The 26117-nt window shown below is 34.0% G+C and carries 29 protein-coding genes and 1 other annotated feature; of the genes, 2 read left to right on the plus strand and 27 right to left on the minus strand.

Features of this window, described 5'->3' with window-relative positions; all coding sequences use genetic code 11:
* Positions 1 to 2: 2 nt before the first annotated feature.
* The 7 genes from KFV12_RS08920 to zapA all read right to left on the minus strand — a co-directional run bounded on the left by KFV12_RS08920 (position 3) and on the right by zapA (position 8191).
* Positions 3 to 614 carry a succinate dehydrogenase cytochrome b558 subunit gene (locus tag KFV12_RS08920; protein ID WP_096076223.1) on the minus strand — a complete coding sequence of 204 codons (612 nt, stop codon included), beginning with the start codon at positions 612 to 614 and terminating at the stop codon, positions 3 to 5.
* Positions 615 to 832: 218 nt separating this feature from the next.
* Positions 833 to 2644, minus strand: coding sequence for an excinuclease ABC subunit UvrC (uvrC, locus tag KFV12_RS08925; RefSeq protein WP_111715350.1), 1812 nt, complete (start codon positions 2642 to 2644; stop codon positions 833 to 835).
* Between the two features lie 100 nt (positions 2645 to 2744).
* Complete coding sequence (gene trxA / locus KFV12_RS08930; protein ID WP_096076221.1) at positions 2745 to 3059, minus strand: thioredoxin; 315 nt, start codon at positions 3057 to 3059, stop codon at positions 2745 to 2747.
* Between the two features lie 218 nt (positions 3060 to 3277).
* Positions 3278 to 5614, minus strand: a complete 2337-nt coding sequence (locus KFV12_RS08935) for an endonuclease MutS2 (RefSeq protein WP_170122466.1) — start codon at positions 5612 to 5614, stop codon at positions 3278 to 3280.
* A gap of 5 nt (positions 5615 to 5619) precedes the next feature.
* Positions 5620 to 7326 (minus strand): DNA polymerase/3'-5' exonuclease PolX, encoded by a 1707-nt coding sequence (polX, locus tag KFV12_RS08940; protein WP_254256596.1) that lies wholly within the window; start codon positions 7324 to 7326, stop codon positions 5620 to 5622.
* Positions 7327 to 7371: 45 nt separating this feature from the next.
* Positions 7372 to 7923, minus strand: coding sequence for a CvpA family protein (locus KFV12_RS08945; protein ID WP_111715355.1), 552 nt, complete (start codon positions 7921 to 7923; stop codon positions 7372 to 7374).
* A complete protein-coding gene (gene zapA, locus KFV12_RS08950) occupies positions 7916 to 8191 on the minus strand; it encodes a cell division protein ZapA (RefSeq protein ID WP_239242495.1) in 276 nt (91 codons plus the stop codon). Before zapA ends, KFV12_RS08945 begins: the two co-directional genes overlap by 8 nt.
* A gap of 107 nt (positions 8192 to 8298) precedes the next feature.
* On the opposite strand from zapA, the gene rnhC reads away from it, so the two are divergent.
* The gene (gene rnhC / locus KFV12_RS08955) at positions 8299 to 9228 is read left to right on the plus strand and encodes a ribonuclease HIII (RefSeq protein ID WP_239242496.1); all 930 of its coding nucleotides are present in this window, start codon (positions 8299 to 8301) and stop codon (positions 9226 to 9228) included.
* Positions 9229 to 9650: 422 nt separating this feature from the next.
* Here the strand turns inward: rnhC and KFV12_RS08960 are convergent, their stop codons facing one another.
* The 10 genes from KFV12_RS08960 to KFV12_RS09005 form a co-directional block, all read right to left on the minus strand.
* Complete coding sequence (locus KFV12_RS08960; protein WP_254256597.1) at positions 9651 to 9911, minus strand: hypothetical protein; 261 nt, start codon at positions 9909 to 9911, stop codon at positions 9651 to 9653.
* A complete protein-coding gene (locus KFV12_RS08965; protein WP_254256598.1) occupies positions 9908 to 10615 on the minus strand; it encodes a nuclease-related domain-containing protein in 708 nt (235 codons plus the stop codon). The genes KFV12_RS08960 and KFV12_RS08965 overlap by 4 nt, the downstream gene beginning before the upstream one ends.
* 114 nt (positions 10616 to 10729) lie before the next feature.
* Positions 10730 to 13132 (minus strand): phenylalanine--tRNA ligase subunit beta, encoded by a 2403-nt coding sequence (pheT, locus tag KFV12_RS08970; RefSeq protein ID WP_254256599.1) that lies wholly within the window; start codon positions 13130 to 13132, stop codon positions 10730 to 10732.
* Positions 13119 to 14189, minus strand: a complete 1071-nt coding sequence (pheS, locus tag KFV12_RS08975; RefSeq protein WP_111715362.1) for a phenylalanine--tRNA ligase subunit alpha — start codon at positions 14187 to 14189, stop codon at positions 13119 to 13121. Before pheS ends, pheT begins: the two co-directional genes overlap by 14 nt.
* A gap of 51 nt (positions 14190 to 14240) precedes the next feature.
* Positions 14241 to 14436, minus strand: a binding site (T-box leader).
* Between the two features lie 45 nt (positions 14437 to 14481).
* Positions 14482 to 14661: a hypothetical protein gene (locus KFV12_RS08980; protein WP_254256600.1), complete on the minus strand. Its 180-nt coding sequence runs from the start codon at positions 14659 to 14661 to the stop codon at positions 14482 to 14484.
* Between the two features lie 3 nt (positions 14662 to 14664).
* The gene (locus KFV12_RS08985) at positions 14665 to 15165 is read right to left on the minus strand and encodes a hypothetical protein (RefSeq protein WP_254256601.1); all 501 of its coding nucleotides are present in this window, start codon (positions 15163 to 15165) and stop codon (positions 14665 to 14667) included.
* Positions 15162 to 15662 carry a hypothetical protein gene (locus KFV12_RS08990; RefSeq protein ID WP_254256602.1) on the minus strand — a complete coding sequence of 167 codons (501 nt, stop codon included), beginning with the start codon at positions 15660 to 15662 and terminating at the stop codon, positions 15162 to 15164. The genes KFV12_RS08985 and KFV12_RS08990 overlap by 4 nt, the downstream gene beginning before the upstream one ends.
* 108 nt (positions 15663 to 15770) lie before the next feature.
* Positions 15771 to 16136 (minus strand): hypothetical protein, encoded by a 366-nt coding sequence (locus KFV12_RS08995; protein ID WP_254256603.1) that lies wholly within the window; start codon positions 16134 to 16136, stop codon positions 15771 to 15773.
* A gap of 27 nt (positions 16137 to 16163) precedes the next feature.
* Entirely contained in the window at positions 16164 to 16901 is a 738-nt protein-coding gene (locus KFV12_RS09000; protein ID WP_111715370.1) for a TrmH family RNA methyltransferase, read from the minus strand.
* Between the two features lie 29 nt (positions 16902 to 16930).
* A complete protein-coding gene (locus KFV12_RS09005) occupies positions 16931 to 17374 on the minus strand; it encodes a MarR family winged helix-turn-helix transcriptional regulator (RefSeq protein WP_111715372.1) in 444 nt (147 codons plus the stop codon).
* A 137-nt stretch (positions 17375 to 17511) separates the two neighbouring features.
* On the opposite strand from KFV12_RS09005, the gene KFV12_RS09010 reads away from it, so the two are divergent.
* The gene (locus KFV12_RS09010) at positions 17512 to 19158 is read left to right on the plus strand and encodes an alpha-keto acid decarboxylase family protein (protein WP_254256604.1); all 1647 of its coding nucleotides are present in this window, start codon (positions 17512 to 17514) and stop codon (positions 19156 to 19158) included.
* 281 nt (positions 19159 to 19439) lie between these two features.
* On the opposite strand, the gene KFV12_RS09015 is transcribed toward KFV12_RS09010, so the two are convergent.
* The 10 genes from KFV12_RS09015 to KFV12_RS09060 all read right to left on the minus strand — a co-directional run bounded on the left by KFV12_RS09015 (position 19440) and on the right by KFV12_RS09060 (position 26111).
* A complete protein-coding gene (locus tag KFV12_RS09015) occupies positions 19440 to 19979 on the minus strand; it encodes a histidine phosphatase family protein (RefSeq protein ID WP_254256605.1) in 540 nt (179 codons plus the stop codon).
* 43 nt (positions 19980 to 20022) lie between these two features.
* Positions 20023 to 20481 (minus strand): hypothetical protein, encoded by a 459-nt coding sequence (locus tag KFV12_RS09020; RefSeq protein WP_254256606.1) that lies wholly within the window; start codon positions 20479 to 20481, stop codon positions 20023 to 20025.
* 119 nt (positions 20482 to 20600) lie between these two features.
* On the minus strand, positions 20601 to 21377 hold the full coding sequence (locus tag KFV12_RS09025) for a hypothetical protein (RefSeq protein WP_111715378.1): 777 nt from the start codon (positions 21375 to 21377) through the stop codon (positions 20601 to 20603).
* Entirely contained in the window at positions 21367 to 21705 is a 339-nt protein-coding gene (locus tag KFV12_RS09030; protein ID WP_111715380.1) for a PadR family transcriptional regulator, read from the minus strand. Before KFV12_RS09030 ends, KFV12_RS09025 begins: the two co-directional genes overlap by 11 nt.
* A gap of 75 nt (positions 21706 to 21780) precedes the next feature.
* Positions 21781 to 22356, minus strand: a complete 576-nt coding sequence (locus KFV12_RS09035; protein WP_254256607.1) for a nucleotidyltransferase domain-containing protein — start codon at positions 22354 to 22356, stop codon at positions 21781 to 21783.
* Between the two features lie 14 nt (positions 22357 to 22370).
* On the minus strand, positions 22371 to 22778 hold the full coding sequence (locus KFV12_RS09040; protein ID WP_254256608.1) for a hypothetical protein: 408 nt from the start codon (positions 22776 to 22778) through the stop codon (positions 22371 to 22373).
* 37 nt (positions 22779 to 22815) lie between these two features.
* Complete coding sequence (locus KFV12_RS09045) at positions 22816 to 23019, minus strand: hypothetical protein (RefSeq protein WP_111715384.1); 204 nt, start codon at positions 23017 to 23019, stop codon at positions 22816 to 22818.
* Positions 23020 to 23077: 58 nt separating this feature from the next.
* A complete protein-coding gene (locus KFV12_RS09050) occupies positions 23078 to 24145 on the minus strand; it encodes a M42 family metallopeptidase (RefSeq protein ID WP_239242507.1) in 1068 nt (355 codons plus the stop codon).
* Positions 24146 to 24200: 55 nt separating this feature from the next.
* Positions 24201 to 25406 carry a DUF819 family protein gene (locus tag KFV12_RS09055; protein ID WP_254256609.1) on the minus strand — a complete coding sequence of 402 codons (1206 nt, stop codon included), beginning with the start codon at positions 25404 to 25406 and terminating at the stop codon, positions 24201 to 24203.
* A gap of 72 nt (positions 25407 to 25478) precedes the next feature.
* Complete coding sequence (locus tag KFV12_RS09060; RefSeq protein ID WP_254256610.1) at positions 25479 to 26111, minus strand: MOSC domain-containing protein; 633 nt, start codon at positions 26109 to 26111, stop codon at positions 25479 to 25481.
* Positions 26112 to 26117 lie beyond the last annotated feature (6 nt).

The raw sequence follows: 26117 nt of genomic DNA on the forward strand, positions 1-26117 counted from the left end.
TCCTACATAAATGCAAATAACGCGCGTAATCCGATGAAAGTAATGACTAAAAATGCACCTAATGACACATAAGCCATAATTTTTTGTGAACGATCTGACTGTGTAATACCCCAACTTACTGCAAATGACCATAATCCATTTGAGAAGTGGAAGATAACACTTACAATACCGATAACGTATCCGATAACATTAATCGGACTATTGAATAAATCTGCCATCATATCGTAATTAATGTGATGTCCTAATGCTGCCTGAACACGTGTCTGCCAAACGTGAATCGCGATAAAGATAAAAGCGATAATACCTGTAATACGTTGTAACAAGAACATCCAGTTTCTGAATGTCGAGTAATGAGTCACATTATTTTTAGAAGTAAATGCGATATACACACCATAGATTGCATGGAATAAAATTGGTAAATAAATAACAAGTGTTTCTAATACAATCTTAAATGGTAAATTCCACATAAAGTCTGAAGCATTATTAAAAGCTTCCGGACTATTTACTGCAAAGTGGTTGATCACTAAGTGCTGGATTAAGAATACACCTAATGGAATCACACCAAGTAAAGAATGTAACCTACGTAATGCAAATGATTTTTCTGAGCTTGCCAAGTGAAGTCCCCCCTACACATCTTTTTAAGTAAATTCACAAATTCAATAATACGCCTGTTCAAACGGTAAATCAAGAAACCGATTACAATTTCGTATAAAAAAAGTTTGTGAAATTTAATTTTCATCATCATTGTACCACTCTTTAACGTGCTGTGGGGTATGAAAATGATTCTCAATTAAGTAATTTCACAAACATTTTAATTCAATATTATTCTTTATTATTCACTTTGATGTTCAACTTTTTCCTGTTCTGCATTTAAGGTATTGTGTATTTCAGTCGCTAGTTTAATAGGCACTCCGATTTGATTTATTTCTTCAATGGATGCTTCTTTAATACGACGCACTGAACCGAAATGTTTCATTAGCATTAATTTTCTCTTAGGACCTATACCTTCAATCGCATCTAGTTGTGAAGATAAACCTGTTTTTCTACGTGTGTTTCTATGGAAGGTAATCGCAAATCGATGGACTTCATCCTGAATACGTTGTAGTAAGTAGAAGCTTTGACTCTTTTTATTTAATGGAATGATATCAAAGTCTTCACCGTATAGTAATTCAGCAGTCATATGTTTGTCATTCTTCTTTAAACCTGCAACTGGAATATCCAGATTTAATTCGTTAACAAGCACATCGATAACACTGCTCATATGCCCTTTACCACCATCAACAACGATTAAGTCTGGTAAGGGTAAATTTTCTCTTAGCACGCGTGAATAACGGCGACGAACGACTTCTCGCATACTTTCATAATCATCTGGTCCTGTTACAGTCTTAATTTTATATTTTCTATAATCTCGTTTACTTGGTTTACCATCAACAAAACACACCATTGCAGCTACTGGATCGACACCTTGAATATTTGAGTTATCAAAGGCTTCAATACGGACTGGTGTTTCAATGCCCATTGCATTACCAAGTTCTTCGATTGCTTTTACAGTTCTTTCTTCGTCACGTTCAATGATCTCAAACTTATTTGACAAAGCAATCTTCGCATTTTTAACTGCAAGATCGACCATCTCTTTTTTCTTACCACGCTGAGGTTGAATGACTTTTGTATCTACAACAGACTTAATCATATTTACATCCAGTCCAGTAGGTACATGCACTTCTGCTGGCAATAAATTTTCGGCTAAACCATAAAACTGTCCGATAAAATTGTAAAAATGTGACTTTGAATCATCAATCAACGGAATCATCGTCACCTTTCTTTCAATGAGATTACCTTGGCGAATAAAGAATACCTGTATGCACATCCATCCTTTGTCAACCGCATATCCGAAAACGTCTCTTGTAGTCATATCACTCGTCATCATCTTTTGCTTAAACATAAGTGACTCAACATGAGAGATTAAGTCTCGATATTCTTTTGCTTCTTCAAACTGAAGATTTTCAGCACGTTCATTCATCTTTGCGCGTAAGTCATCAATAATTGCTGTATCCTGACCATTTAAAAAATCCGTCACAACCTGAATGTAATGGCGATACTGCTGTTCTTCAACATTATAGACACATGGTCCTAAACATTGTCCGATATGATAATATAAACATAATTTATCCGGCAGATGATTACATTTACGTAGTGGAATAATACGGTCTAATAATTTTTTAGTTTCATGAGCGGCATATGCGTTCGGATAAGGTCCAAAATATTTACCACTATTCTTTTTAACCGTACGCGTAACTAACAATCTCGGGTGTTTCTCGTTCGTAATTTTAATAAAAGGATAACTTTTATCATCCTTTAACAAAATATTAAATCGTGGATAAAACTTCTTGATAAGTGTCAGCTCTAATAATAATGATTCAATTTCTGTATTCGTCACAATGAATTCAAAATCACGTATTTCCAAGACGAGACGAGTCGTTTTTTCATCATGTGCACCTGAAAAATATGAGCGGACACGGTTACGTAAATTTTTTGCTTTACCGACATAGATGACTTGGCCATTCTTATCTTTCATCTGATAACAACCTGGTTCATTCGGCAGCACCGCTAATTTACGTTTAATATTTAATTCATAATCTTCCATTACGTTCACCACATTTCTTTACTTACAAATAGTAAAACACAACAAAATAAAAAGAGCAAAATCAAAAGATTTCACTCTTAATATATTAATGCGCTAAATCTTAGTAATGTTTTTCTAAAACAGCTTGTAATTGTTCTTTTGGTTGGAAACCAACAACTTTATCAACTGCTTGACCGTCTTTGAATACGATAAGCGTTGGGATACTCATCACTTCAAATTTAGCAGCTGTTTCCTGGTTCTCGTCAACATCAACTTTAACAATGTTTGCTTTACCTTCAACGTCTTTCGCTAAATCTTCTAATACTGGTGCAATCATTTTACAAGGTCCACACCAAGGTGCCCAGAAGTCTACTAATGTTACGCCTTCTTTAATGTTTTCTTCAAAGTTTGTATCAGTTCCTTTAATAATAGCCATAATATAATTTCCTCCTAGTATTTCTGTTTAATATAAATGGAGTATAGCAAATTAAAATTCGTTGGTCACTACTTTTGCTCACTCACTAATTGTTATACCCTATAATGCAATAAATAAATATATTACACCTGCAATTAACATTAAAATTGACACAACAATCAATACTTTAGCAAGTTTATACATATCGAAGTTATCCAAATCAATCGCCTCACGTTATATTATTTTAATTCCACAACAGTAACACCAAAGCCACCTTCAGATGGCATACCGCCTCTAAATGATTTTACGGCCTTTGATTGCTTTAAATACTGCTGAACACCTTTTTGTAGTGCTCCTGTTCCTTTACCATGGATAATCGTTACTTGTTCGTAATTTGATAGAATCGCCTGGTCTAAATACTGCTCAACTTTATACAATGCATCTTCATAACGTTCACCACGAAGATCCAGTTCCATCTTAATCGTTTGACGATTGGCCCGCGGTACAACGCGGTGTTTCTCCTGTTTCGGTGGCGCTTCTTTTTCAAGTTCATTTAATGGCAGTTTCATCTTGATAATCCCCATCTGAACGACAGCTTCTTCCCCATCTACATCTAAGATAACACCTTTTTGTCCATAACTTAAAACTTTAACATGATCACCTTTTGCAATGACTTCATCCTTAGTCGACTTTTTATTTTGTTTAATCTTTGTTTCGTGATACATACCTGATAATTTTGAACGTTGTTCTATCAACTCGTTTTCTTTAATATCCGCATTTGATTTCAGATTACGCAGTTGCTTTAATAATTCATCCGCTTCTTTTTCAGCTTTTTTAACAATATCATTCGCTTGCTGCTTTGCATTTTCAATTAAGTTTTCTTTTTGTTTTTCGTAACTTGAGAAAGCTTTGTTTAAATCTTTGTGAAGGTTCTGAGCTTCAATCTTTAAAGTTTCTGTCAGAACGCGGTCATCTTCAATTTGCTTTGCATTCTTCTCTAATGAAGCAATCATATTATCAATTTCTTTATTATCCATATTGATCATTTGACGTGCTTCCTTGATGATTGACAAATCAAGTCCAAGCTTCTTAGCGATATCAAAAGCATTACTCTTCCCTGGAATGCCCATCAACAGACGATACGTCGGACTTAATGTCTCTACATCGAACTCCACACTTGCATTCATCACATGATCACGGTTGTAACTGTATGCTTTAAGTTCAGGATAATGGGTCGTTGCCATCGTCATAACGCCTCTGTTTAAACAACGGTCAAGTATACTCATCGCAAGTGCTGCACCCTCAGCTGGATCTGTCCCTGCACCTAGTTCATCAAACATTACAAAGCTTTGCTCAGTCATATTTTCTAATATCGATACAATATTAGTCATATGACTTGAGAATGTTGAAAGTGACTGTTCGATAGATTGTTCATCACCGATATCACAGAATACTTCATCAAAGATACTTATTGTTGCCCCTTCAAATGCGGGAATCATCATACCACTTTGTGCCATTAGAATAATAAGTCCGACTGTCTTTAACGTTACAGTTTTACCACCGGTATTCGGACCAGTAATAATCACAGTGTGAATGTCAGGGTAAAAAACAATATTATTTTTAACGACCGTCTCTTTCGGTAACATCGGATGCCATGCTTGCGGCAAATCTATTGTGCGTTCATCTGCGATATTAGGCATAACCATCTTATTGCGGTTACCATATTTCGCTTTGGCAAGATTGACATCAAAATCAGCTAATACTTTCGTTGAATATGTTAGTGCATTGTCATACTCTGCTACTTCGTTTGTCAGTTCATAAAGAATACGTTCTACTTCTTCGTTTTCCCGGTGTGTTACACTGTTTAATTCTGTTGACAGCTGAACGATGCTATTCGGTTCAATATAGAATGTCTGACCACTTGATGATGTATCATGGACGATTCCAGGGAAATCCTGTTTGTATTCGCTTCTTACAGGGATAACTTGTCGACCATTACGAACAGTGACAATTGCATCAGACAATTTCTTTTGATTGTTTGAACTACGCACAATTTGTTCTAATTTTTCTTTGATTTTACGATTGATACGATTCATTTCCTGACGAATTTGAGCAAGTTCTGGGGATGCATTGTCATATAGACTCGTTTCATCACACTTCGCCTGAATAGTTTCGGCTAGTTCTGTTATCGTTGGTAATTGTTTTAATTGATTGTAAATGAGCGGAATCTCTAATTCACGCTCTTCATATTGATTAAAGATATAAGTTTTATAACGGTTAATGACTTTGATGTTATTTTTTATTTTATTGAGTTCGATTACAGATAAGACCGAACCGATGACAGCACGTCGCACAAGTCCTTCAATATCAGAAAGCATACTCATACCCGGTTCGCTTTGCCCCATCTCTATCACACGGGCTTCTTCCAGGTGCGTCATCATTTCACGTACTTCATCAATATTTGAAGTAGGATGTGTAGATTGTAAAATACGTGAAGACAGTTCATTTTGAGAAAACTCAACAACGCGTTCTATAATTTTATCGTATTCTAAAATATTTAATGCTTTTTTATTCATAAATGTTACTTCCCTTTTGTTACCCATTCTTTAAACGTTGCACGGTCCATCGTATTGATAACCTGATTTTTCTTCACACGACCTTTAATAGCCGTACCTACGCCATAAGGCATTAAATCAAGTTGGTTAATCGCATGTGCATCCGTATTAATGGTTAATTGTAAATCCGGATATTGTATTAATATATTCGCTGATAAATCTAAGCGCATTGGATGTGCATTAATTTCCAGTACCGTATTTGTTTCTTTAGCAATTTGGATCAATTGTTCAATATTCACTGCATACCCGTGTCTTTTACCGATTAATCTTCCAGTTGGGTGTGCAATATGTCTGACATATGGATTTTCGCAGGCATTTTTAAGACGTTTCATAATATCCTCTTCAGATTGTGTGAGCGATTGATGTATTGCACCGATAGCATAGTCGAGTTCTTTTAATATATCATCATTATAATCCATCGAGCCGTCACCTAATATATCCATTTCAATACCTGAATAGATGTCTATCTCATTATATTGTTTGTTCAAAGACTTAATCAATGCATTTTGCTCAAGCAGACGTTCTTCAGATAAACCATTTGCTACAAATAAACTTTTTGAGTGATCAGTAATTGCAATGTATTCATATCCTTTTTCAATTGCACGTTCGATCATCTGTTCGATAGAATGCGCACCATCGCTATAAGTCGTATGCATATGAATATCACCCTTAATGTCATTTAAAGTAATGATTTCATCAAGATTTTGAATATCAAATTCTGAACCATCTGTGCGCATTTCGGGCGGAATATAGTTGACATTAAAGTGACGGTAGATTTCTTTTTCTGTTGCATATTGAATAAGTGACCCATCTTCTTTAGTAATTCCGTATTCATTAATCTTTTCATGCTTTGCTTTAGCTAACTGTCTGATACGAATATTGTGATCCTTACTGCCAGTGAAATGCTGTAGCATATGTGCATAGCCTATAGTATCTGTAAATCTGAAATCCGCTGTCGTCACTAAATCATCACGCTCAATCCGCACTGTAATCTTTTCATTTCCCTGCAGCTCAACCTCTTTTATAAATGGTGCTTCACTGATATATTTTGAAATTGCTTTTCTATCAGTGGTATTAATGATGTAATCAATATCACTCGAGAATTCATTTTTCCTTCTGAAACTTCCAGTTGCATCAAATTGTAATATGTCTTTTGACTCAGCGAGATACGCATCTATCATCTGTGTAAATTGATGCATTTGATAAATGCTTAACTTTTCAGTCATCGTAAGCATCTCATCAATACCTTTTAATATATTTTCTTCACTTTTTTTACCGAATCCCGGTAGTTCGCTTATCTTATTATCAATACATGCCTGCTTCAATTGTTCAATATCTTCGATACCCAGTGCTTCATTAATCTTCACAATTTTTTTAGCACCTAGATTACGAATTTTAAGCATCTGGATTAATCCTTGCGGTGTTGATTCTTTCAAAGTTAATAATAGTGAAGATTCACCGTTCTGCTTGATGTCATCCAGCACTTCAGCAACACCTTTACCAACACCTTTTATTTCTGTGAAATTTTGAAGCGTGTTAATATCCCCCTGAAAAGTTTCGATATTCGCTGCAGCTTTGCGATATGCAGAGATTTTAAATGGATTTTCACCTGATAATTCGAGATACGTAGCAATTGTTTCAAGTTGCTTTATATAATCTTTTTTATTTAACATGTTCATCCTCCATAATAAAAGTCATAGACACTTTTGCCTATGACTTTATTTGAATATGTGAATCAATCCGATATTTTCCCACCACGACTTAGCAATTCCGCTTAAGACAGGCGTATAGTTGACGATAAAGTTAGAAATAAAACTACCTTGTAAATGTTCCTGAATCCAGCCATTCGGCATCATCGAAAATAAAAATAGTACGATAAATAACAGCAGATAACATTCGATAAACCCTAACACCGCGCCTAGTGAAGCATTTAATTGTTTAAGCAGTGGTAACTGCGAAATATAATCAAAGACTGTTGCAACAATTTGTAAAATCACTTTACTCATAAAGAAAATGATAATAAAACTCACGACATTATAAAATGTCATCTCATTCGTAACCATATTTAAAAATTCGGATTTATAATTACCTTCAGCTGAAGGAAAAGGAATAATGAGTACAAGATGCTTGGCAAGTTCTGCATAATACATACGTGCAATAATCAGTGAACCAACCGTCCCCAGTAAGTGCAACGATTGTAATATAAAACCTCTTCTTAATCCAATCACAGTACCAAGAATCAAGAAAAATAATAATAATAAATTAATCATTTTGCTCGCCTATTCTTTCTATATTGATTAACTTTTGTTTTAAGATTTCGTACTCTTCTAGTAACTTCACATAATCATCCATTATATTTACCGCCGCTAGCACTGCTTTACGTGAAGTGTCAAGTCCAGCGCTCATACGGGCAATTTCATTGATTCGGTTATCTACGAGACTTGCCACGTGTCGGATATGACTCGGCTCATCTTCACCAATAATCGTATAATGTTGGTCATATATTGTTACAGTGATACGATTTTTAAATTCTCCCATAAAATCACTCCAACATCGTCTTTTATTACTGTTTATGTTACCATTTTTAGAGGAAGTTATACAATAAAAACATATAAGTGAAGAAAAAAATACGGAGTGATATATATATGAGCTCGAATGTTTACCAATTAGATGAAAAATCAGCACTTAAAATAATCAGTTTACTGCCTGAGAGCGATAGCAATTTACCAGCGGGTTCGAAATATCGTAAGAAAATCGAAGGTCATACAGTAACAATTTATAATTCAAATAAATTTATGGTACAAGGTAGTGCCAGTGAAATGCTTGCGATAAAATTACTTGGGAACGCAGGCATTAAAGTAGCTGCCAGTAGTGAGAAGAAGAATGTTGCCGGAAAAACAATAAGTTATGATGCGTTTAACTGCATCGGCAGTGATGAAGCAGGATCAGGCGATTTCTTCGGCCCAATGACTGTAGTCGCCAGCTATGTTTCAAAGAAAAATGCAGAAATATTAAAAGTGCTTGGCGTTATGGATTCTAAAAATTTAAAGGATGATAAGATCATTGCACTAGCAGAACAAATTATCCCGATTATCCCTCATTCTTTGTTAGTATTAGAAAATCCTAAATATAATGAACGAAAAGCGATTGGATGGTCTCAAGTTAAGATGAAAGCAGTGTTACATAACCAGGCGATTACGAATGTATTGAAAAAAATTGATGGCGCACCACTCGATTATATTGTGATTGACCAATTTGCTGTGCAAGGCGTTTATGAGAATTATGCATTAACTGCGATACCCGAACGCGAGAAAACCCGTTTCGAAACAAAAGGAGAATCTAAATCAATCGCGATTGCAGCAAGTTCTATTATAGCGAGATATGCTTTTGTTAAGTATTACGATCAGATTATCCGTGAGACTGGAATTCATATTACAAAAGGTGCCGGAGCTAAAGTGGATTTAGAAGCAGCAAAGATAATTGAAAGAAAAGGGATTGCTTATTTAGACAGTATTACAAAAAAGGACTTTAAAAATCGCGAGAAAGCATTAGGTTTAGTTAACAAAAAAAAATAGGAGTGAGATGATATGATGGATTACTTATATATGACGTTCGGGTTATTAGTATTTGTGTATTTATTGTGGTATATCAAAGTGAATCTAATCGATAGACGCAGGAAATGAGATTATCATTAGAGGAAGCGGCTGTATTTTGATAATACTACCGCTTGCTGTTTGATTTTTCTGGTTTGATTTGAGGAAGCGGTTGTATTTTTCTTTTACAGCCGCATTCTTTTTCATTCGCTGTTCTTTTGTTGAGTAAGCGGCTGTATTTTTCTTTTACAGCCGCATTCTTTTTCGTTTGCTGTTCTTTTGTTGAGTACGCGGCTGTATTTTTCTTTTACAGCCGCATTCTTTTTCGTTCGCTGTTCTTTTGTTGAGTACGCGGCTGTATTTTTCTTTTACAGCCGCATTGTAATTTATTCTTTTGTTAAAAACTACAAAAAATAAAATTCTTCATCATATTTCATTTTTGTATATTCAACTTCATTTTCTCTAATAAGAAAGTCATCAACTTTGTGAGGTAAATATTTACTATCTTTAAAAGTTCCCAATTTGTGATGTTCTTTCCCGAGCACTTCTTTAACTAAAGTCTTACCCACCCCAGTAAATTCAACAACATCTCTAACGGTAACACCACTATTTTTCAAAACATATATTGCGTCAAATGCAAGACGAACAAGTTCTTTCTTTGTCATTTCACAACCACATGTACACTTGACTTTTTCGCGGTCTTTGGAACTTTTGGTAAAAATGCACGACATTTTGGACACTTTACACCCTTTTTCATTTCACTAAATGGATAGTAATGTATGCGTGGACTTCTTCCTTTATGATCATAGTGGTCCGCAAAAATACGAGCGATTTCCAATTCTTCTGATGTTACTTCACGCTGATTTAAATTCTCTACAATTCGATTGATGTCATTATCAAATAATATTCTTTTATCACCATTAAACCCACTTACATTAAATTGTTCACCAACAAAAATTATAAAACTCAATACTTGATAACCAAATCCCATTTTATCTACAAATCGCACTAATCTCATATGTTGTTTTGTTTGCAATGCTATAGGATTATGAATGACATAGCCATTTTCACTTATAAAATTACCATCAACATAATTATATTGACCTTCATAATATTTCGTATCAAAATGCATAATCTTCCTATTTGATATAACAATAAAATCATACTGTGATTGACCGTTTAATCTAAGTCGCATATCCCACAACTTAGCTCCTCCACTACAATCTTTGATCCGCTCATAAAATTGTTCTTCACCTAGTAATCCTTTCTCAGTAGTAAACAAATTTTCTTTGTCAAAATCATCCATTTCATAGCGTTTTGCAACTTCTAAAATATATCGCTCATATTGATTTAATATCCGTGTCTTCAAAAACAAAGCTTCCACCTCATTTAACATATGTTAACACAAAACAAATATACAACATCCCTCTCAAAAAACACAACAAAAAAGAGGCCATCAAAAATGATGACCTCTTAACAAATATTATCCTCTTAACTTCGCACCAGTTGCAGTTAAGTTTTCTAACACTTTATCGTAAATTGGTTTAATATCTTCATCTGTTAATGTTTGTTCTGGGTTTAAGAATTCTAAACGTATTGCCACAGATTTCTTATCTAACGCAATATGTTCTCCTTCATAAACATCGAATACTTTTGCTGATTGTAATAACTTACTATCTGTTGCTTCAATCACTTTAATTAATTCCCCAGTGTCTAATGAGCGCTCAACTTCTAATGCAATATCTCTACTTGTGCCCGGGAACTTTGGAATCATGTTATAGATAATCTGCCCTTGAGCATCATTTAATAAAGCTTTTAGGTCAAGTTCAAAAATATACGTTTCATTTAAGTCGTTTTCTGATTCAAATGAAGGATGTAACTGTCCGATTATACCGACCTTTTTATCACCGACAAATATATCCGCACTACGTCCTGGATGTAATAATTCCTCTTCAGAACGACGATATTCAAACTTAATACCTAGACGTTCGCTGATTGCTTCAACAATTCCTTTTACATGGAAGAAATCAACGGTTTCTTTTTTACCTTGATGATAACTCGGTGTTACCTCTCCAGTGATAATACCTGCAACATGTTCCTCTTCTGAAGGTAATTCAGAACCTTCAACTTTAAAGAACGTGTTTCCAACTTCATAAAATGCCACATTCTTCATTTGACGGGCATTATTATAAACGATAACATCAACTAAATGTGGAATTAATGACTGACGTAATTCAGCATGATCAGCACTCATCGGCATAAGTAACTTAACAGTATCTGCTTGTTTCAATGCAAACTGTTGTGCTTTTTCCTTTGAAACTAATGCATACGTAATTGCCTGGTTTAAGCCTAGTCCTTGTAATAAAGATTTTACAGCACGACGTTTCGCTTGATAATCTGTAAGTCCAACTTGTTTATTCGTTTTCGTAACAGGTAACGTTGCAGGTAACGCATCATATCCATAAATACGAGCAACTTCTTCAACAAGATCTTCTTTAATTTTGATATCACCGCGACGACTTGGTACAACGACACTAAATGCATCACCATCCACTTTAGATTCAAATCCGAGACGCTCAAAAATATTCTTAATTTCAGTGTTTGATATTTCGAATCCGATTAAACGATTAATATCTTCCGTCGTAATTTCAACATTTGTCGTTAATGCAGGTAATGTGCCAGATGATACGATACCGCTTAAAACTTCACCTTGCGCATTTTCCTGTAAGAGATAAGCTGCACGGTTTAACGCATCTTCTACAAATTCAGCTGCTACACCTTTTTCAAAGCGGCTTGAAGATTCTGAACGTAAGTTTAAGCGACCAGCAGTTTTACGAATATTAAGTGGTGCAAACATCGCTGATTCGATTAACACGTTCACTGTATTATCAGTAACTTCTGAGAAATCTCCACCCATAACACCTGCTAATGCTACTGGTTTTTCACCGTTCGTAATTACGATATCTGATGATAATAATTTACGTTCCTGATCATCTAATGTCGTCATCACTTCGCCATCATTAGCATAACGCACTAAAATTTCTTTAGAGCCAATCTCGTCGTAATCAAACATATGTAAAGGTTGACCAAATTCAAGCATCAAATAGTTTGATACATCCACGACATTATTAATCGGACGAACGCCAGCTTTAATTAAACGACTTTGAATGTATTCCGGAGATGGTCCTATTTTTACATTTTTGACAATACGTGCTGCGTAATATGGACTTGCCTGCACGTCATCAATATGAATAGAAATGTAATCACTTGCTGCCGCTGCAATTTCTTTAATTTCAGAAATCGGGAATGATAAATCTTCTTCATATAATGCACTTGTTTCAAATGCTGTACCAATCATAGACATACAGTCGCTACGGTTTGGTGTAAGACCTAATTCCATCACCTCGTCATTTAAATCCAATGCTTCCAAGGCATCCTGACCTGGCTTAACATCGCCTGTAAATACATAGATACCTTCAGAATATTTCTCTGGAACAAGGTTTGAAGCAATACCTAATTCACCTAGTGAACAAATCATACCATTTGATTCAACACCACGTAATTTTGCTTTTTTAATTTTAATACCACCTGGTAAACGTCCACCCGGTAAACAAACGATGACATGCTGCCCTGCATCAACGTTAGGTGCACCACATACGATTTGTAATGTTTCCTCACCAACATTAACCTGGCAAACATTTAATTTGTCAGCATCCGGATGTTTTTCTTTTGACTCGACATAACCGACAACTAAATTTTTTATATCTTTTTTATAGTCAATAATTTCTTCTATCTCAATACCGCTTCGCGTGATCTTCTCAGCAAGCTCTTCTACCGGTAAATCAACTTTAACGTAATCACTTAACCATTCTTTACTTACTAACATCAACATTACCTCCATCTTCAGCACGTAAAAACTGTGTTACAAATCGTAAATCATTTGTATAGAAATGACGAATATCTTCAATACCATATTTCAACATCGCGATACGATCAGGACCCATTCCAAATGCGAAACCAGAGTATTTCTTAGAATCAAATCCTGCCATCTCTAAAACGTTAGGATGCACCATACCTGCACCTAAAATTTCAATCCAGCCGGTACCTTTACAAACGTTACACCCTTTACCTTTACATTTGAAGCAAGAAATATCGACTTCAACAGAAGGTTCTGTAAATGGGAAGAAACTTGGACGCAGACGAATTTCACGATCTTCACCGAACATTTTTTTCGCAAAGTATTCCAATGTTCCTTTTAAATCACTCATTTTAATATTCTCATCAACAACTAAACCTTCGATTTGTGTAAATTGATGTGAATGTGTAGCATCATCTGAATCACGACGGTATACTTTACCTGGACAAATAATCTTTACAGGCCCTTCGCCTTTACGTGACTCTAACGTACGTGCTTGAACAGGAGACGTGTGTGTACGCATTAATACTTCTTCAGAAATATAGAAACTATCCTGCATATCACGCGCCGGATGAGACTTCGGTAAGTTTAAAGCTTCAAAGTTATAATAATCACTTTCTACTTCATAACCTTCAACAACTTCATATCCTAAACCGACAAATAAATCTTCAATATCCTCGACAATACGATTTAATGGATGACTCGCACCACTCGTAAGTTCTTTACCTGGTAACGTGATATCTACTGTTTCACTTGCTAATTTACGGTTAATTAATTCACGTTGGATTTTTTCTTCAACTTCAGCAATCGCTTTTTCAACCGTTTGACGCGCATCGTTTACCAGTTGACCAAACTTTGGTTTCTCTTCATTCGGTAACGACTTCATTTCTTTCATTAAACCAGTGATGACACCTTTTTTACCTAAATAAGATACTTTAATATCCTGTAATTCTTTTTTCTCAGAAATCGATTGTACTTTTTGAACAGCTTCTTCTTTCAATGCTTGTAATTTATCTTTTAACTCCATCGTGATGCCTCCTTAAATTTTTAGAAACAAAAAAATCCTCCCCATCCCTGAATAAGGGACGAAAAGAATTCCGCGGTACCACCCAAATTTGCACAAATGTGCACACTTGTTGATGATAACGGTGTCCACCGGCTTAACTTCTTATTAAGCAACCAAAAAGATGAAAAAATATGTATCAATGACTATCTCTCACCAAACGATAGCTCTCTGAACACGTCCACATATTACGTCTTTTTATCGGTTCTTTATTTCATTAACATTTATTATAATCAATAAAAAAATTATATTCAACCTATAAATCATTGCGTTTATCACGCTTTTCTAAATCTTGTATTCGTCGTTCAAGTTTATTAATCTTTTTATAACGTCGAGAAAAATATATGAGAATTGAAGTAATACCTATCAACATTAGAAATGAAACTAAAGTAAATAATAAGGTACCCCATTCTATCCCCACTGATGTTTCTATCATTTTTTAATCTCCTCTAATTAATTTTTCTTCTTCTGTCAGGCTATTATTTTTGCTAAAACAGAAATTAGTCAACAACAATACTCCCCATGTTGTTTGAATGTATGTAGGGTTATTAATATATATTTGCCACAAGATTAATGCAAAATAAACTAAAAATATAATCATCATTAATGAAAAATGAATTTTCCAATTCAATTGTGTATGGTTCGAACGATGTATTTCATTAGGTAATTCAGTTAGTTTGAATAGTATTAATATAACAGCAGTTCCAATTGCAAATGGCAATTTATCATTTATTGCTAATGTATTCTGTTGCGCTTTTGACAATTCGTAATATGCATCAGTATAAATATCAGTCTGATCTTTAAAAAAATAAAATAGAAACAAAGCTGATGCAATTAAAAATACAAATGAAATCCAACTCTGTTGCTTATATCGCTTCAAATCAATACTCAATTTAGTATCAAACATGGTTTTATAATAAAAAGTAATAGCTTCTATCATTTTGATTCACCTAGCTTTTCTTCTTCATTCGTTGCATATGGATTTGCACCAAAAACGAAATTAGAAATAACTAAAACAAAAAATATTGCTTGCAAATTACCTGGTTGTTGTCGAAGATAAAAATAAATTCCTAATACGATATAAATGATAAAGAATGCTGCTAATATCAATAATCGAATACGCCAATTCTTATTTAACATATTGGCACGATGTATTTCATTCGGCAGGTTAATACCATGTGACAACAACATTAACACAAAAAATGTTACTGCAAATTTTGTATTATCTTTCAAATCATAGTCAAGTCGTTCTTTTTCCGACATCTCAAAATAAGCATCTGAATAGCCAAAATCATCCCACATATACCATAATCCTAAAATAATTAATGGTGCAACAATTAGAAATGCAACCCAGCGTTGTCGCTTATATCGTGTGATACCTATTCTGATATCGGTTCTAAAGAAATTCTCAAAAAAGAATTGTATCTCTTCCTTCATTCACACCAACTCCTTATACCAATAATAACATTTTATTACAATTTATTTCATCCATTTTGTTACAGTTCCAAAAAAATATACAAAAAAATAACCCTTCAAACAGAAGAGTTATATCGTATGCTTAATCCCCATCACCATATCGAGTCTTACTAAATTATTAAATTGAGCACCTTTTCTAAAGAATAAAGTGCATAATGCTTTGTCTTCAATCAATTCATAACGATTATTTTCGCGTGTAATCTCAACCACTACAATACTACTTTCACTTTTCTGCGCATTATAGATGACTTCAAAATCCCACTCTTGATCGGATTCAAACCGTTGTTGTAATAAATCAATTAATCCATCATAATCCATTACAATTTCTTCACATTCATTATTGATAAAAGTTGCTTTAATATCATGCGAAATAATTTTTTTAATTTGCACTATATCCTGATTACTCCATGCAGCTAAAAAATGAAAATACGCCATGCCCACACTTCTCTCTATTTTATGTTGTTAAATCAAGTGATACATTAATATACCTGCACATACTGCCACATTTAAACTTTCAGCTTTACCGTGTATCGGTACATAAAGATTTATGTCCGTTTGATCAAGTATCGCCTGATCTACACCTTGTCCTTCATTACCAAGGACTAATAAAAATGAATCCGTTTTTTCAACTTGATGATAGTCTACTGAATTTTCAAGACTTGTTCCCATAACTTTACCATCCACTTTTTGTCTTGCCTCTTCAAAATCCATCTCTATGACCGGAATATGAAAGACACTGCCTTGTGAGGCACGTAACACTTTATCGTTATAAATATCGACTGTGCCTTTCGCTATAATTACAGCATCTATACCTGCAGCATCTGCGGTACGAATAATTGTGCCGACATTGCCGGGATCCTGTATGCGATCCAGATAAACTGCGCGGTTCAATGTAACGTCGTCGATTGATGGCATATTACAAACTGCATAAATACCTTGAGGTGCTTCAGTTTGAGATAATTTCTCTGCAATCTTAAATGTTATTTCGTATTGCTGTTTACTGTTCTCAACCATCACTTCAGTCAACTTATCAGGATTTACAGTCAAGATCATTTCAATATCAATATTACTTTTTGCTGCTTCTTCTACTAAATGAAATCCTTCAAGTAAAAATTGACCTGTTTTCTTACGCTCTTTTCTTGCATGTAGTTTTGCAATCTGTTTAATTTTAAGATTGTTTACTGATTCTATAAGTTCCATACGTTACCTCGCTTATTATTCTTATCTTATTATGACTCTTTTTCATGCATAATGATACTAAATCCTTCTCTTTTTTGTGATAAACCTTCCATGACTTTATACCAGTCATAACCATGTTCAGAAAACATTTCATCCATCAAATCCCTTTGTGCTTGATTTAACTTCTCAATTAAAGCATAGCCTGACGGCGTGGGATGTAATTCTTTCAGTCGCTTATCATTGGTTGCTGTTTTTTCTTTAATGAGCGCTTTTTCTTTTAATACTTTTAATGTATTGTGTGAACCTTGCTTAGAAATTTCAAGCACTTGAAGTAATTCTTTTTGTGTAATCCCCGGTTTCATACAAATGAAAAATAGAAAACGGTGATGTTGTCGCTGCATGCCATATTGTTCTATAATCTCGTCAGCTGTGGTGATATACGTCTTATAGGCAAAATAAAATAGTAAATGTTCATTGTCACGATCCGGCGTCATTGTATTCTCCTTTAATATACTTATCTTTATTATACCCACTATTGCACTTATTTCAATTAATAGGTCAATAGTGTTGACTTATTATTTTTCACATATTATATTAAAGAAAGAATAATTAATATAAGGAGAGAATATTGATGAAACAAAGAATCGGTCAACTATTATTAGATACATTAGCAGTAAACGGCGTAGATAAAATGTTTGGTGTGCCCGGTGACTTTACATTAGCCTTTTTAGATGATGTTGTACGACATGACAACATTGAATGGATTGGTAACACGAATGAATTAAACGCAGCGTATGCAGCAGATGGTTATGCACGTGTTAAAGGATTAGCTGCAGTGAGTACAACTTTTGGTGTAGGTGAATTAAGTGCGGTCAATGGTATTGCCGGAAGTTATGCCGAACGCGTACCTGTTATAAAGATTGCTGGCGGACCATCAAGTATCGCTCAGCAAGAAGGGCGATACGTTCATCATTCATTAGGTGAAGGTGTGTTTGATGCTTATTCTAAAATGTATGAACACATTACTTGTGCAACAACAACTTTGACAGTTGAAAATGCGCAAACAGAAATACCACGCGTAATCAATGCAGCTATTCGTGAACGTCGTCCTGTTCATATTCATTTACCGATAGATGTTGCATTAACAGAAATTGAAGTAACAGATGCTCCTGTTGCGTATCAGCACGCAGCAAAAGACGTATCACAGTATATTGAAGCAGTTAAAGAAAGATTATCAAAAGCAAAACAACCTGTATTCATTGTAGGTCATGAAATTAATTCATTTGATCTACACGATAAACTTGAACAACTTGCAGACTTAACAAATATTCCGGTAGCTCAATTATCACTCGGTAAATCAGCCTTTAATGAAGAAAATAATAAATATTTAGGTATCTTTGACGGAAAAATTGCTGAGGAAAATGTACGTAACTATGTAAATAACTCAGATTGTATTATTAATTTAGGAGCAAAATTAACTGACTCAGCGACTGCTGGATTCAGCTATGAATTTGACGTTAACGACGTTATCTTCATGAATCAAAATGACTTTAAAGCTGGCAGTGTTGTAAGTGATGACGTTTCAATCATCGATTTAGTAGATGGATTATTGACATTAGACTATAAGAATAGTGCCGACTATCCTAAATTTAAACGCTCTGAGATGGATTATGTATTAAATGATGAACCGTTAGTTCAGGAAAACTATTTTAAATTAGTTAATGCCTTCTTAGAAAAAGATGATATCTTACTTGCCGAACAAGGGACATCATTCTTTGGCGCATATGATTTATCACTTTATAAAGGCAATCAATATATCGGACAACCATTATGGGGATCAATCGGTTATACATTCCCGGCATTACTAGGAAGCCAACATGCCGATGTAAACCGTCGTAACCTATTACTGATTGGAGATGGGTCTTTACAATTAACAGTTCAAGCATTATCAACAATGATTCGCACAGGCATTAAACCGATCATCTTCGTTATCAATAACGATGGTTATACTGTAGAAAGACTCATTCACGGTATGGAAGAACCATATAATGATATTAAAATGTGGAACTATAAACAGTTACCAGAAACATTTGGTGCAAAAGATGAAGTTGTTGTACACGACGCGAAAACTTCGAACGAATTGAAAGCTGTAATGGATAAAATTAAAGCGGATAAAGATCACTTACATTTCGTTGAAATCCATATGGCAGTTCAAGATGCACCGAAAAAATTAATCGACATCTCTAAAGCATTTGCAGAAGCAAATAAAAAAGCATAATATTTAACCCCCGTTTACTCATAAATATGAGGAGACGGGGGTTTCTTTGATTGTGGATACCATAATATGGCTGCATGTGCCCACTTTGTATAAATAGTGTGCATCTGATTACTTTTATTTACAAATATTGCGCAGAGTCCAACAAGAGTGCGCAAGAATTTGAAATAAATTACAACTACTGCACATTTCACATTCAGAGTGTGCAGAAATTGTAAACTACTTACAAATATTGCACTCAACTCATACAGTATGCGCAACATTTTCAAATTTATTACAACAAATCATAAATATTTAACCACTACATTTCCGCCAATTTCATATTCAAATACATCTGGCATGTTCATTTCACAGAAATCATTATAACCAAACGCCCCATCAGTCAGATGATTAAACAATACTGAAAAAGAAGTACCATGACCACAAATAATTAAGTCACCCTCGCTCCCTATAATCAGATCTTCAAACGCCGGCACAATTCTTTGCTTAACATCATTCAATGATTCACCATTCTCAAGTTTATAATCAAAATCCTTCCACTGACGTTCTGCAAATTCCGAGAAATTATCGATCCAATCACCAACCGTACGCTCATAAAAATTATCTAAAATCTCTATCTTCAAACCTTTATTTTCAGCAATCGCCGTAACTGTATCCAATGCACGTTTATAAGGGCTAGAAAAAATCCCTGCAATTTCTTTATCTTTAAAAATCTCAATTAAACCTTGAGCAAGCCTTACACCATCTTCAGTCAATGGTGCACTTTCATCATGTTTATACGAAATATCTCGAATGGAGTGTCTAATAAAATATACTTTGCTCATTTAACTACCCTTTCATCTGAAACATCATTTTTAATCATTTTTATCATTCTTCAGAATTCGGAAAATGTTCTAGCAATTCATCTTGAACTTTCTCATCATCTATTAATATTATCGTTCTTGAACTATCCATCGCTATTAATTCAAATACTGATTTATTCTCTATATGCTTAAATCCGCTATTATAATAAGGTTGTTCATCAGTGATATCATAATCCTTTGAATCCTCAATAATTTCTTCCCAGGAAACTTCATTAGGAAATCCTGATAATACACCCCATATCCACTGCACATCTGAATATTGTTCCAACATTAAATATAACGTTTCTCCATCTATAAATTGATTATCTGGATCATCAAACGGTACAGTATTATAGTTAAAATCCCCATTATGCTCATGGGGATATATCTTCCATTTGAGAGACTTCACATATTCTTCAATGTGTTTAAATACTTCAAAAGGATATGTAACAAATCCACCTTCATTCAGGAGAAATCCCTTCATGAAATCACTTCCCTATCATTAATAAATTATTCTTGATTATTTTTTTCTTTTATCATCATTAGACACAAGCGCTGCGCACAAATTACCAATAAAATCTATTAAATCAGTTATTATAGAAATCATCGTTTCACCTTATCTTTTTTCATATCTCTTTTAAAATAAATAAATGCTATTGTTCCAAATAGTATATTCATAACAGTATATGTTATGAGTGAAGCATTAATATAATCTTCATTCTTCGGATTTCCACTTGTGAAAAATTTAGGAATTAATTCTGGCATAATGATATAAACTAATACTGCAATAAAAAACCAACTTTTTAATACTATACAAACGACAATAAAGATCAAAGAAAGAATCAGTCCAATTATCAAACTATATTTTTCATCAATACTTGCCAAAGACTTACTTGGAAACTTTGACAATAATAGCTCACCTATTGTCATAACAGCAATTATTAAAATAAACAATATAAAACCATAAATATAAGTAGTTTTAGAGTCACCATGTCTCACTAAAATTGATTTTAAAATCCATAATTCTAATGGTGCTAATATAAATATAATAATTGCATAAAATATCAATCTATTCAGACTTAAATCTAAATCTCCGGATATTAATCGAGGTATCGCTAATAAAGCTAATATAGAGATTAGCATCAAAAATATAAAACTAAATATCCCTTTGTCAAATGGTAATTCATTCGAGATAGATTTAATATATTCCTTTACTGATCCTCCTGTTACGCTTTCTACACTTTCACCACGTGATTCTGCTTCGTACAAATGATCACGTAATTCTTCTTCAATCGCATCAATATCTTCGTCTTTCTTACCTTTCGATGCCAACTCTAATCTTAATTGTAATAAAAAATGTTCTGCTTCATTACTTAACATCATCAACACTCCTCATCAAATTATTTATGCCTGTATTCAATAAATCCCACTTTTCCTTAAACACTTTTAATTCATCCAAACCCTCTTTTGTAATTGAATAATATTTTCTCTTTGGACCACCGGTATCAGATTTAATCATTCGCGTACTGACATACCCTTTTTTATCTAATCTAAGTAATACCGGATAAATACTACCATCACTAATTTCAGGAAATTCTTTTTCTTTTAATTTTTCTAATATCTCATATCCATATGTTTCACCTTGAGAAATCAAACCAAGAATTGCTCCATCTAATAATCCTTTCATCATTTGATTATGTACAGACATTTGAAACCTCCTTGCTTCAGATAGCTATCTTATAATATAAGATAGTCTAGAAAATAAAAAAAGTCAACTATCTTATTATAAAAGATAGTCACTTTTTAATTTTACATATTGATCCAACCACGCTTTCTGCCTTTCCTCAAGCACTGGATATATATTATGATAATCATCTAAATCTTTTTCTCTAACATTACTGCTATTCATTTTATACAACAATTGAATTTCAGGTTGTATTATTTTCATATCATTCTTAACAAAATATATATCTTCAATTTTTTTCCTAACAGCAGCGTTTCTTTTATAGATCCAATGTCCCGCTTCTTCTTCAAAAAATAAAATTTGAATAATAAATGATTCTTCATCATCTTTTGCAATCCACAAACTGTCAGTAGAATGAACTTCATTAAATAAAGATAAACTTAAAGATCCATTTCTCGCTGTATAAACTTTATAATTATTAAAAAAATCTAAAATCCGTTCTAAATATTTAAAGTTCACCAATATATCAATATCTTCATGATTTCTCGTTTTTCTTCCTAGAAACTCATCCAGTGCAATCCCTCCAGCCAAATACCAATCAAAGTCTGCATCATGCATTATTTGCTTTAAAGATTCTATACTAAGTAGCTGCCAATTATTAAAGTCCGTCCTCATTCTCAACGCCTCTCTTATATTCTGGCTATTAAAATGATTTCATCTTCTATTTTGTAACCAATAAATTTTATATTAAAGTTTTTTTCCAAGGCGAGGATGTATCTTTTTTTATCTACAGCTTCTTCTTTTCCATCAACCTTATAATAATCCTCAACCTGTATTATTAATTGTGAATTCATTGGATACGTCTCATTAATATATAATACGTTCTTATATTCCGAGAAATCTTTCTGTGCTTTAATTATCATTGTCTTATAAAAAGAATAAAGTACTTTATCATTATGATACATATCAAATACATATACAAACTGAGGGATATAAATATTCATATAGTTCAATAACTTTAATTGCTCATCATCGATAGTACTTTGCGCTATCCGGTTAAATAACCTTTTCTTTCCTCTTAACTTCTTTAATCTCATTCTCTCCTCCAAAAAAATACCCACTTCTCAGTGGGTATTATGATGATTTCGCTTCAAATTTATAAGCTTTTGTGAGCTCGTTTGTAATGATTAACTCATAATCAAGGTTGCGTGATTCTGCACCTTCAACCAATATATCAATTTCCTGCTGATTAAAATATCTTTCAGTTGCTACTAAAGACACTATCATTATTAATGACAGCATGATAATTACTATTAGACCTTTAGTAAATGCTTTCATAATTACCACCTTAGTTGTTTTTTATCATCTTATCATAAACAACCAAATTTATACAGTATTAGTATGTTTGCCCTATAATCTTATCCACTAATGCATCATCCAGTCCTTCAACAACAGCTGTCATCAATTTCACTGCACTGGTATAATCTTCTCGGTTCATCATAGATACATTACTATGAATATAACGTGTTGGTACAGCGATTGTTACTGCTGGCACACCTGTGTTACTTTGTGCGACGTGTCCTGCATCTGTGTAGCCACCCGTTAAGTGATCGAACTGTATTGCAATATGGTGTGCTTTTGCGACATCAATAATATATTGTTTCAATGCAACATGCGCGATATTCCATGCATCGGCTAATATAATAACTGGTCCGTCACCCAACTTCGCATTACCTGCATCCTCCATACCAGGCGTTAATGAACAGAAACATACATCCATTGCAATCGCGAGACTTGGCTTTACTAAGTTAGCAGCTGTCTTTGCACCTCGAGACAATGTTTCTTCCTGTGTTACGGCTCCGGAATATAGATTAATCTTTGGTGAAGTAACATTTTTAACAACTTCATATGCAAGTGCACATCCAAAGCGATTATCAAATGCTTTTGCTAACAGATAATTTGGATTTTCCATCACTTCAAACTCAGTATATGGTGTTATACAATCTCCAACTTTAATCCCTGCTGCTATTGTTTCATCAAGTGATGCCGTCCCGATATCTATAAACATATTTTCTAGATTTACTTTATTTCTCTCTTCAACACTTAACACGTGTGGCGGCTTCCCTCCGATTACCCCTCTTATATCCCTATCTTTCGTATGTATCGTTACTTTCTGACTTGTCATCACTATCGGTGACCAGTATCCGAGACTTGTAAACTTTATAAAGCCTCGTTCAGTGATGTCAGTAACCATAAAGCCAATCTCATCAAGATGGCCTAATAACATGATAGCGTGTTCACTATTCGCTTTACGGACACCAAATATACTGCCAGTGTTATCACGTACCGTTTCAACGTTAATCGTTTCAAATAATTGCTGCATTAATTGTGTCATCGGCAATTCAAATCCCGCCGGTGCATTACATTCTGTCATTTGTTTAAGTAGTTCTAGTTGCTGATCCATCAATACATCTCCTATTCCACCGTAAACTTATATTTTATGTCATTATAGGATATTATTACATATACTGTCCTAAAAATACACCAATCGCTGTGCCGACATAGTTTCCGATAATATATCCGAGTGTACCTACAACAAGAATCGGTCCGATCAATTTATGCCACCCTTTAGCAATAGCTAATGCTGCTGCAGTTGTCGGCCCTCCTATATTGGCATTACTAGCAAGTAATATTTCCTCTAAGTCTGCGCCAATTAATTTACCGGCAACTAAACTTATGACAAGATTTAACATTGCAATAATAAACACAAACAATAATAGCAATGGTGCTGTCTGCATTATTAAAGGTATTGAAGCTGGAATTCCTAATACGAAGAAGAAAAGATATATAAGAAATGTTCCAAATTCACTACTACCATTTAACTGTTTAAAGAATTTAGGGAATAGTAATAGCAATACAAATGTAAACGTCGTTAAGATTAAATATTTATCTGTTACAAGACCTGTAAACATTTCATATAAAATATTGCCATCCGCTTTCGGCAAAATATCAGTCATAAATGCTGACAGTTTAAATGATACAGCTACAATAAAAAATGCTGCACCGAAATTTAACGCAATATCGAGCAGAGAGATTTCTTTACGACTGAAATAATCATCCTGCCCTGCAATATGTGTTCCTTCTACTTCATCAATGTGCGGTGTATTAAATTTCTTTCTAAAGAATTGCATTGTAGGTATCGCCATTAAAGTTAAAATAAATATCGCTGTCATTAAGTTATCTGCAACTACTGCAGCTGATATTACATCTTTAGGTGGATCAAACTTTAAAGTCATGGCTGCAAAATTCACACCACCCCCAATATAGCTTGCACTCATCATCGCACTTAATTTATCGAGATAAGGGATATGTTCTTTTAGTAAAAAGAATGCTACTAAAGTCCCGGCTACTGTCCCCACCGAACTTAATAAAAATATACCGAGTAAGCGACCGCTTTCTTTCCATATTGCTTTAATATCAATTTGAAATAATAATAACGGTAAAGCTAGCGGAATAATAAAACCCCATACTTGATCATAGACAACGGACTCTGTAGGAATCACTTTAAAGTTTGAAAGTAACAGTGCAAAGATTAAGGCAATAATAGCCCCTGAAACTTTGGCTGCCCATTTATATTTTAATTCAAGATAAATACTTAGACTGCTGAATATTACAATGATCGCCCATAACGTCATGACATCGTCTGCTGCAAAAAGTGTCTTCATCGTTTACCTCCTCAAAGCATTATACTTCTAATTTATCAGAATATTCTATATTATTGAAGAGTTAATTATTTATTATAAATGTTTCGCAAACTTTTCTTTGTGTTCTTCAGGTAAAGCATCAACTTTTAATGCTTTTTCAATCAAAGCTTTGTTCTTCTTATCACCGTAAACTAATTCATTAAACTCATGTAACGTCAATCCAGTTTCATCTTTCTTCATAAGTTCTAACTTGCTATTTGGTGCAACTACACCTTCAATAAGCACTCTAAAGTAACAACCTGTTGCTCGACTTACAGCCATCATCTTTACAATATTCGGTACATTGTGAACCTGTGCAATCGTATTACATGGTCCACGTCCTTCAGTCACTTGAATAAGTGCCTCTCCAAGTTTAAACGTATCGCCAATACAAATCGTATCTTTATCTAGTCCAACAGTCGTAATATTCTCACCGAACAAACTAAATTCTGTATCTATATCCATGTAATCTGACCATAAATCATAATCCTTATAATCATATAAACAGACTGCTTTATTGACACCACCATGACCTTTATAAACATGCTGATCTCCGACAAACCCTGTAACAGTAAGTTGTACTGCATTATCAATAGGATATTTATAATAAGCAGTTTTCTTCTCTTTACCGTTTACATCAATCTTTTCTATACCACCGATACAAATTCTTTTTAATTCATAATGCATACGCTC

Source organism: Macrococcus epidermidis (assembly GCF_024205965.1).
GTDB classification, from domain to species: Bacteria; Bacillota; Bacilli; order Staphylococcales; family Staphylococcaceae; genus Macrococcoides; species Macrococcoides epidermidis.

Bases quoted from the DNA above. Each gene is read 5' to 3' on its own strand.
- KFV12_RS09030 (WP_111715380.1), bottom strand. From the start codon at position 21,705: ATGTCTGTACATAATCAAATGATGAAAGGATTATTAGATGGAGCAATT.
- KFV12_RS08995 (WP_254256603.1), bottom strand. From the start codon at position 16,136: ATGGCGTATTTTCATTTTTTAGCTGCATGGAGTAATCAGGATATAGTG.
- KFV12_RS09000 (WP_111715370.1), bottom strand. From the start codon at position 16,901: ATGGAACTTATAGAATCAGTAAACAATCTTAAAATTAAACAGATTGCA.
- KFV12_RS08935 (WP_170122466.1), bottom strand. From the start codon at position 5,614: ATGAATAAAAAAGCATTAAATATTTTAGAATACGATAAAATTATAGAA.
- KFV12_RS09005 (WP_111715372.1), bottom strand. From the start codon at position 17,374: ATGACGCCGGATCGTGACAATGAACATTTACTATTTTATTTTGCCTAT.
- KFV12_RS08980 (WP_254256600.1), bottom strand. From the start codon at position 14,661: ATGATAGAAACATCAGTGGGGATAGAATGGGGTACCTTATTATTTACT.
- uvrC (WP_111715350.1), bottom strand. From the start codon at position 2,644: ATGGAAGATTATGAATTAAATATTAAACGTAAATTAGCGGTGCTGCCG.
- KFV12_RS09045 (WP_111715384.1), bottom strand. From the start codon at position 23,019: ATGAAAGCATTTACTAAAGGTCTAATAGTAATTATCATGCTGTCATTA.
- KFV12_RS08945 (WP_111715355.1), bottom strand. From the start codon at position 7,923: ATGATTAATTTATTATTATTATTTTTCTTGATTCTTGGTACTGTGATT.
- pheS (WP_111715362.1), bottom strand. From the start codon at position 14,189: ATGGAGTTAAAAGATAAATTACAAGCATTGAAAGAAGAAGCTGTTCAA.
- KFV12_RS09040 (WP_254256608.1), bottom strand. From the start codon at position 22,778: ATGAGATTAAAGAAGTTAAGAGGAAAGAAAAGGTTATTTAACCGGATA.
- zapA (WP_239242495.1), bottom strand. From the start codon at position 8,191: ATGGGAGAATTTAAAAATCGTATCACTGTAACAATATATGACCAACAT.
- KFV12_RS08985 (WP_254256601.1), bottom strand. From the start codon at position 15,165: ATGATAGAAGCTATTACTTTTTATTATAAAACCATGTTTGATACTAAA.
- KFV12_RS09025 (WP_111715378.1), bottom strand. From the start codon at position 21,377: ATGTTAAGTAATGAAGCAGAACATTTTTTATTACAATTAAGATTAGAG.
- trxA (WP_096076221.1), bottom strand. From the start codon at position 3,059: ATGGCTATTATTAAAGGAACTGATACAAACTTTGAAGAAAACATTAAA.
- KFV12_RS08960 (WP_254256597.1), bottom strand. From the start codon at position 9,911: ATGACAAAGAAAGAACTTGTTCGTCTTGCATTTGACGCAATATATGTT.
- KFV12_RS09015 (WP_254256605.1), bottom strand. From the start codon at position 19,979: ATGAGCAAAGTATATTTTATTAGACACTCCATTCGAGATATTTCGTAT.
- polX (WP_254256596.1), bottom strand. From the start codon at position 7,326: ATGTTAAATAAAAAAGATTATATAAAGCAACTTGAAACAATTGCTACG.
- KFV12_RS09055 (WP_254256609.1), bottom strand. From the start codon at position 25,406: ATGAAGACACTTTTTGCAGCAGACGATGTCATGACGTTATGGGCGATC.
- KFV12_RS09010 (WP_254256604.1), top strand. From the start codon at position 17,512: ATGAAACAAAGAATCGGTCAACTATTATTAGATACATTAGCAGTAAAC.
- KFV12_RS09060 (WP_254256610.1), bottom strand. From the start codon at position 26,111: ATGCATTATGAATTAAAAAGAATTTGTATCGGTGGTATAGAAAAGATT.
- pheT (WP_254256599.1), bottom strand. From the start codon at position 13,132: ATGTTAGTAAGTAAAGAATGGTTAAGTGATTACGTTAAAGTTGATTTA.
- rnhC (WP_239242496.1), top strand. From the start codon at position 8,299: ATGAGCTCGAATGTTTACCAATTAGATGAAAAATCAGCACTTAAAATA.
- KFV12_RS08990 (WP_254256602.1), bottom strand. From the start codon at position 15,662: ATGAAGGAAGAGATACAATTCTTTTTTGAGAATTTCTTTAGAACCGAT.
- KFV12_RS09050 (WP_239242507.1), bottom strand. From the start codon at position 24,145: ATGGATCAGCAACTAGAACTACTTAAACAAATGACAGAATGTAATGCA.
- KFV12_RS09020 (WP_254256606.1), bottom strand. From the start codon at position 20,481: ATGAAGGGATTTCTCCTGAATGAAGGTGGATTTGTTACATATCCTTTT.
- KFV12_RS09035 (WP_254256607.1), bottom strand. From the start codon at position 22,356: ATGAGGACGGACTTTAATAATTGGCAGCTACTTAGTATAGAATCTTTA.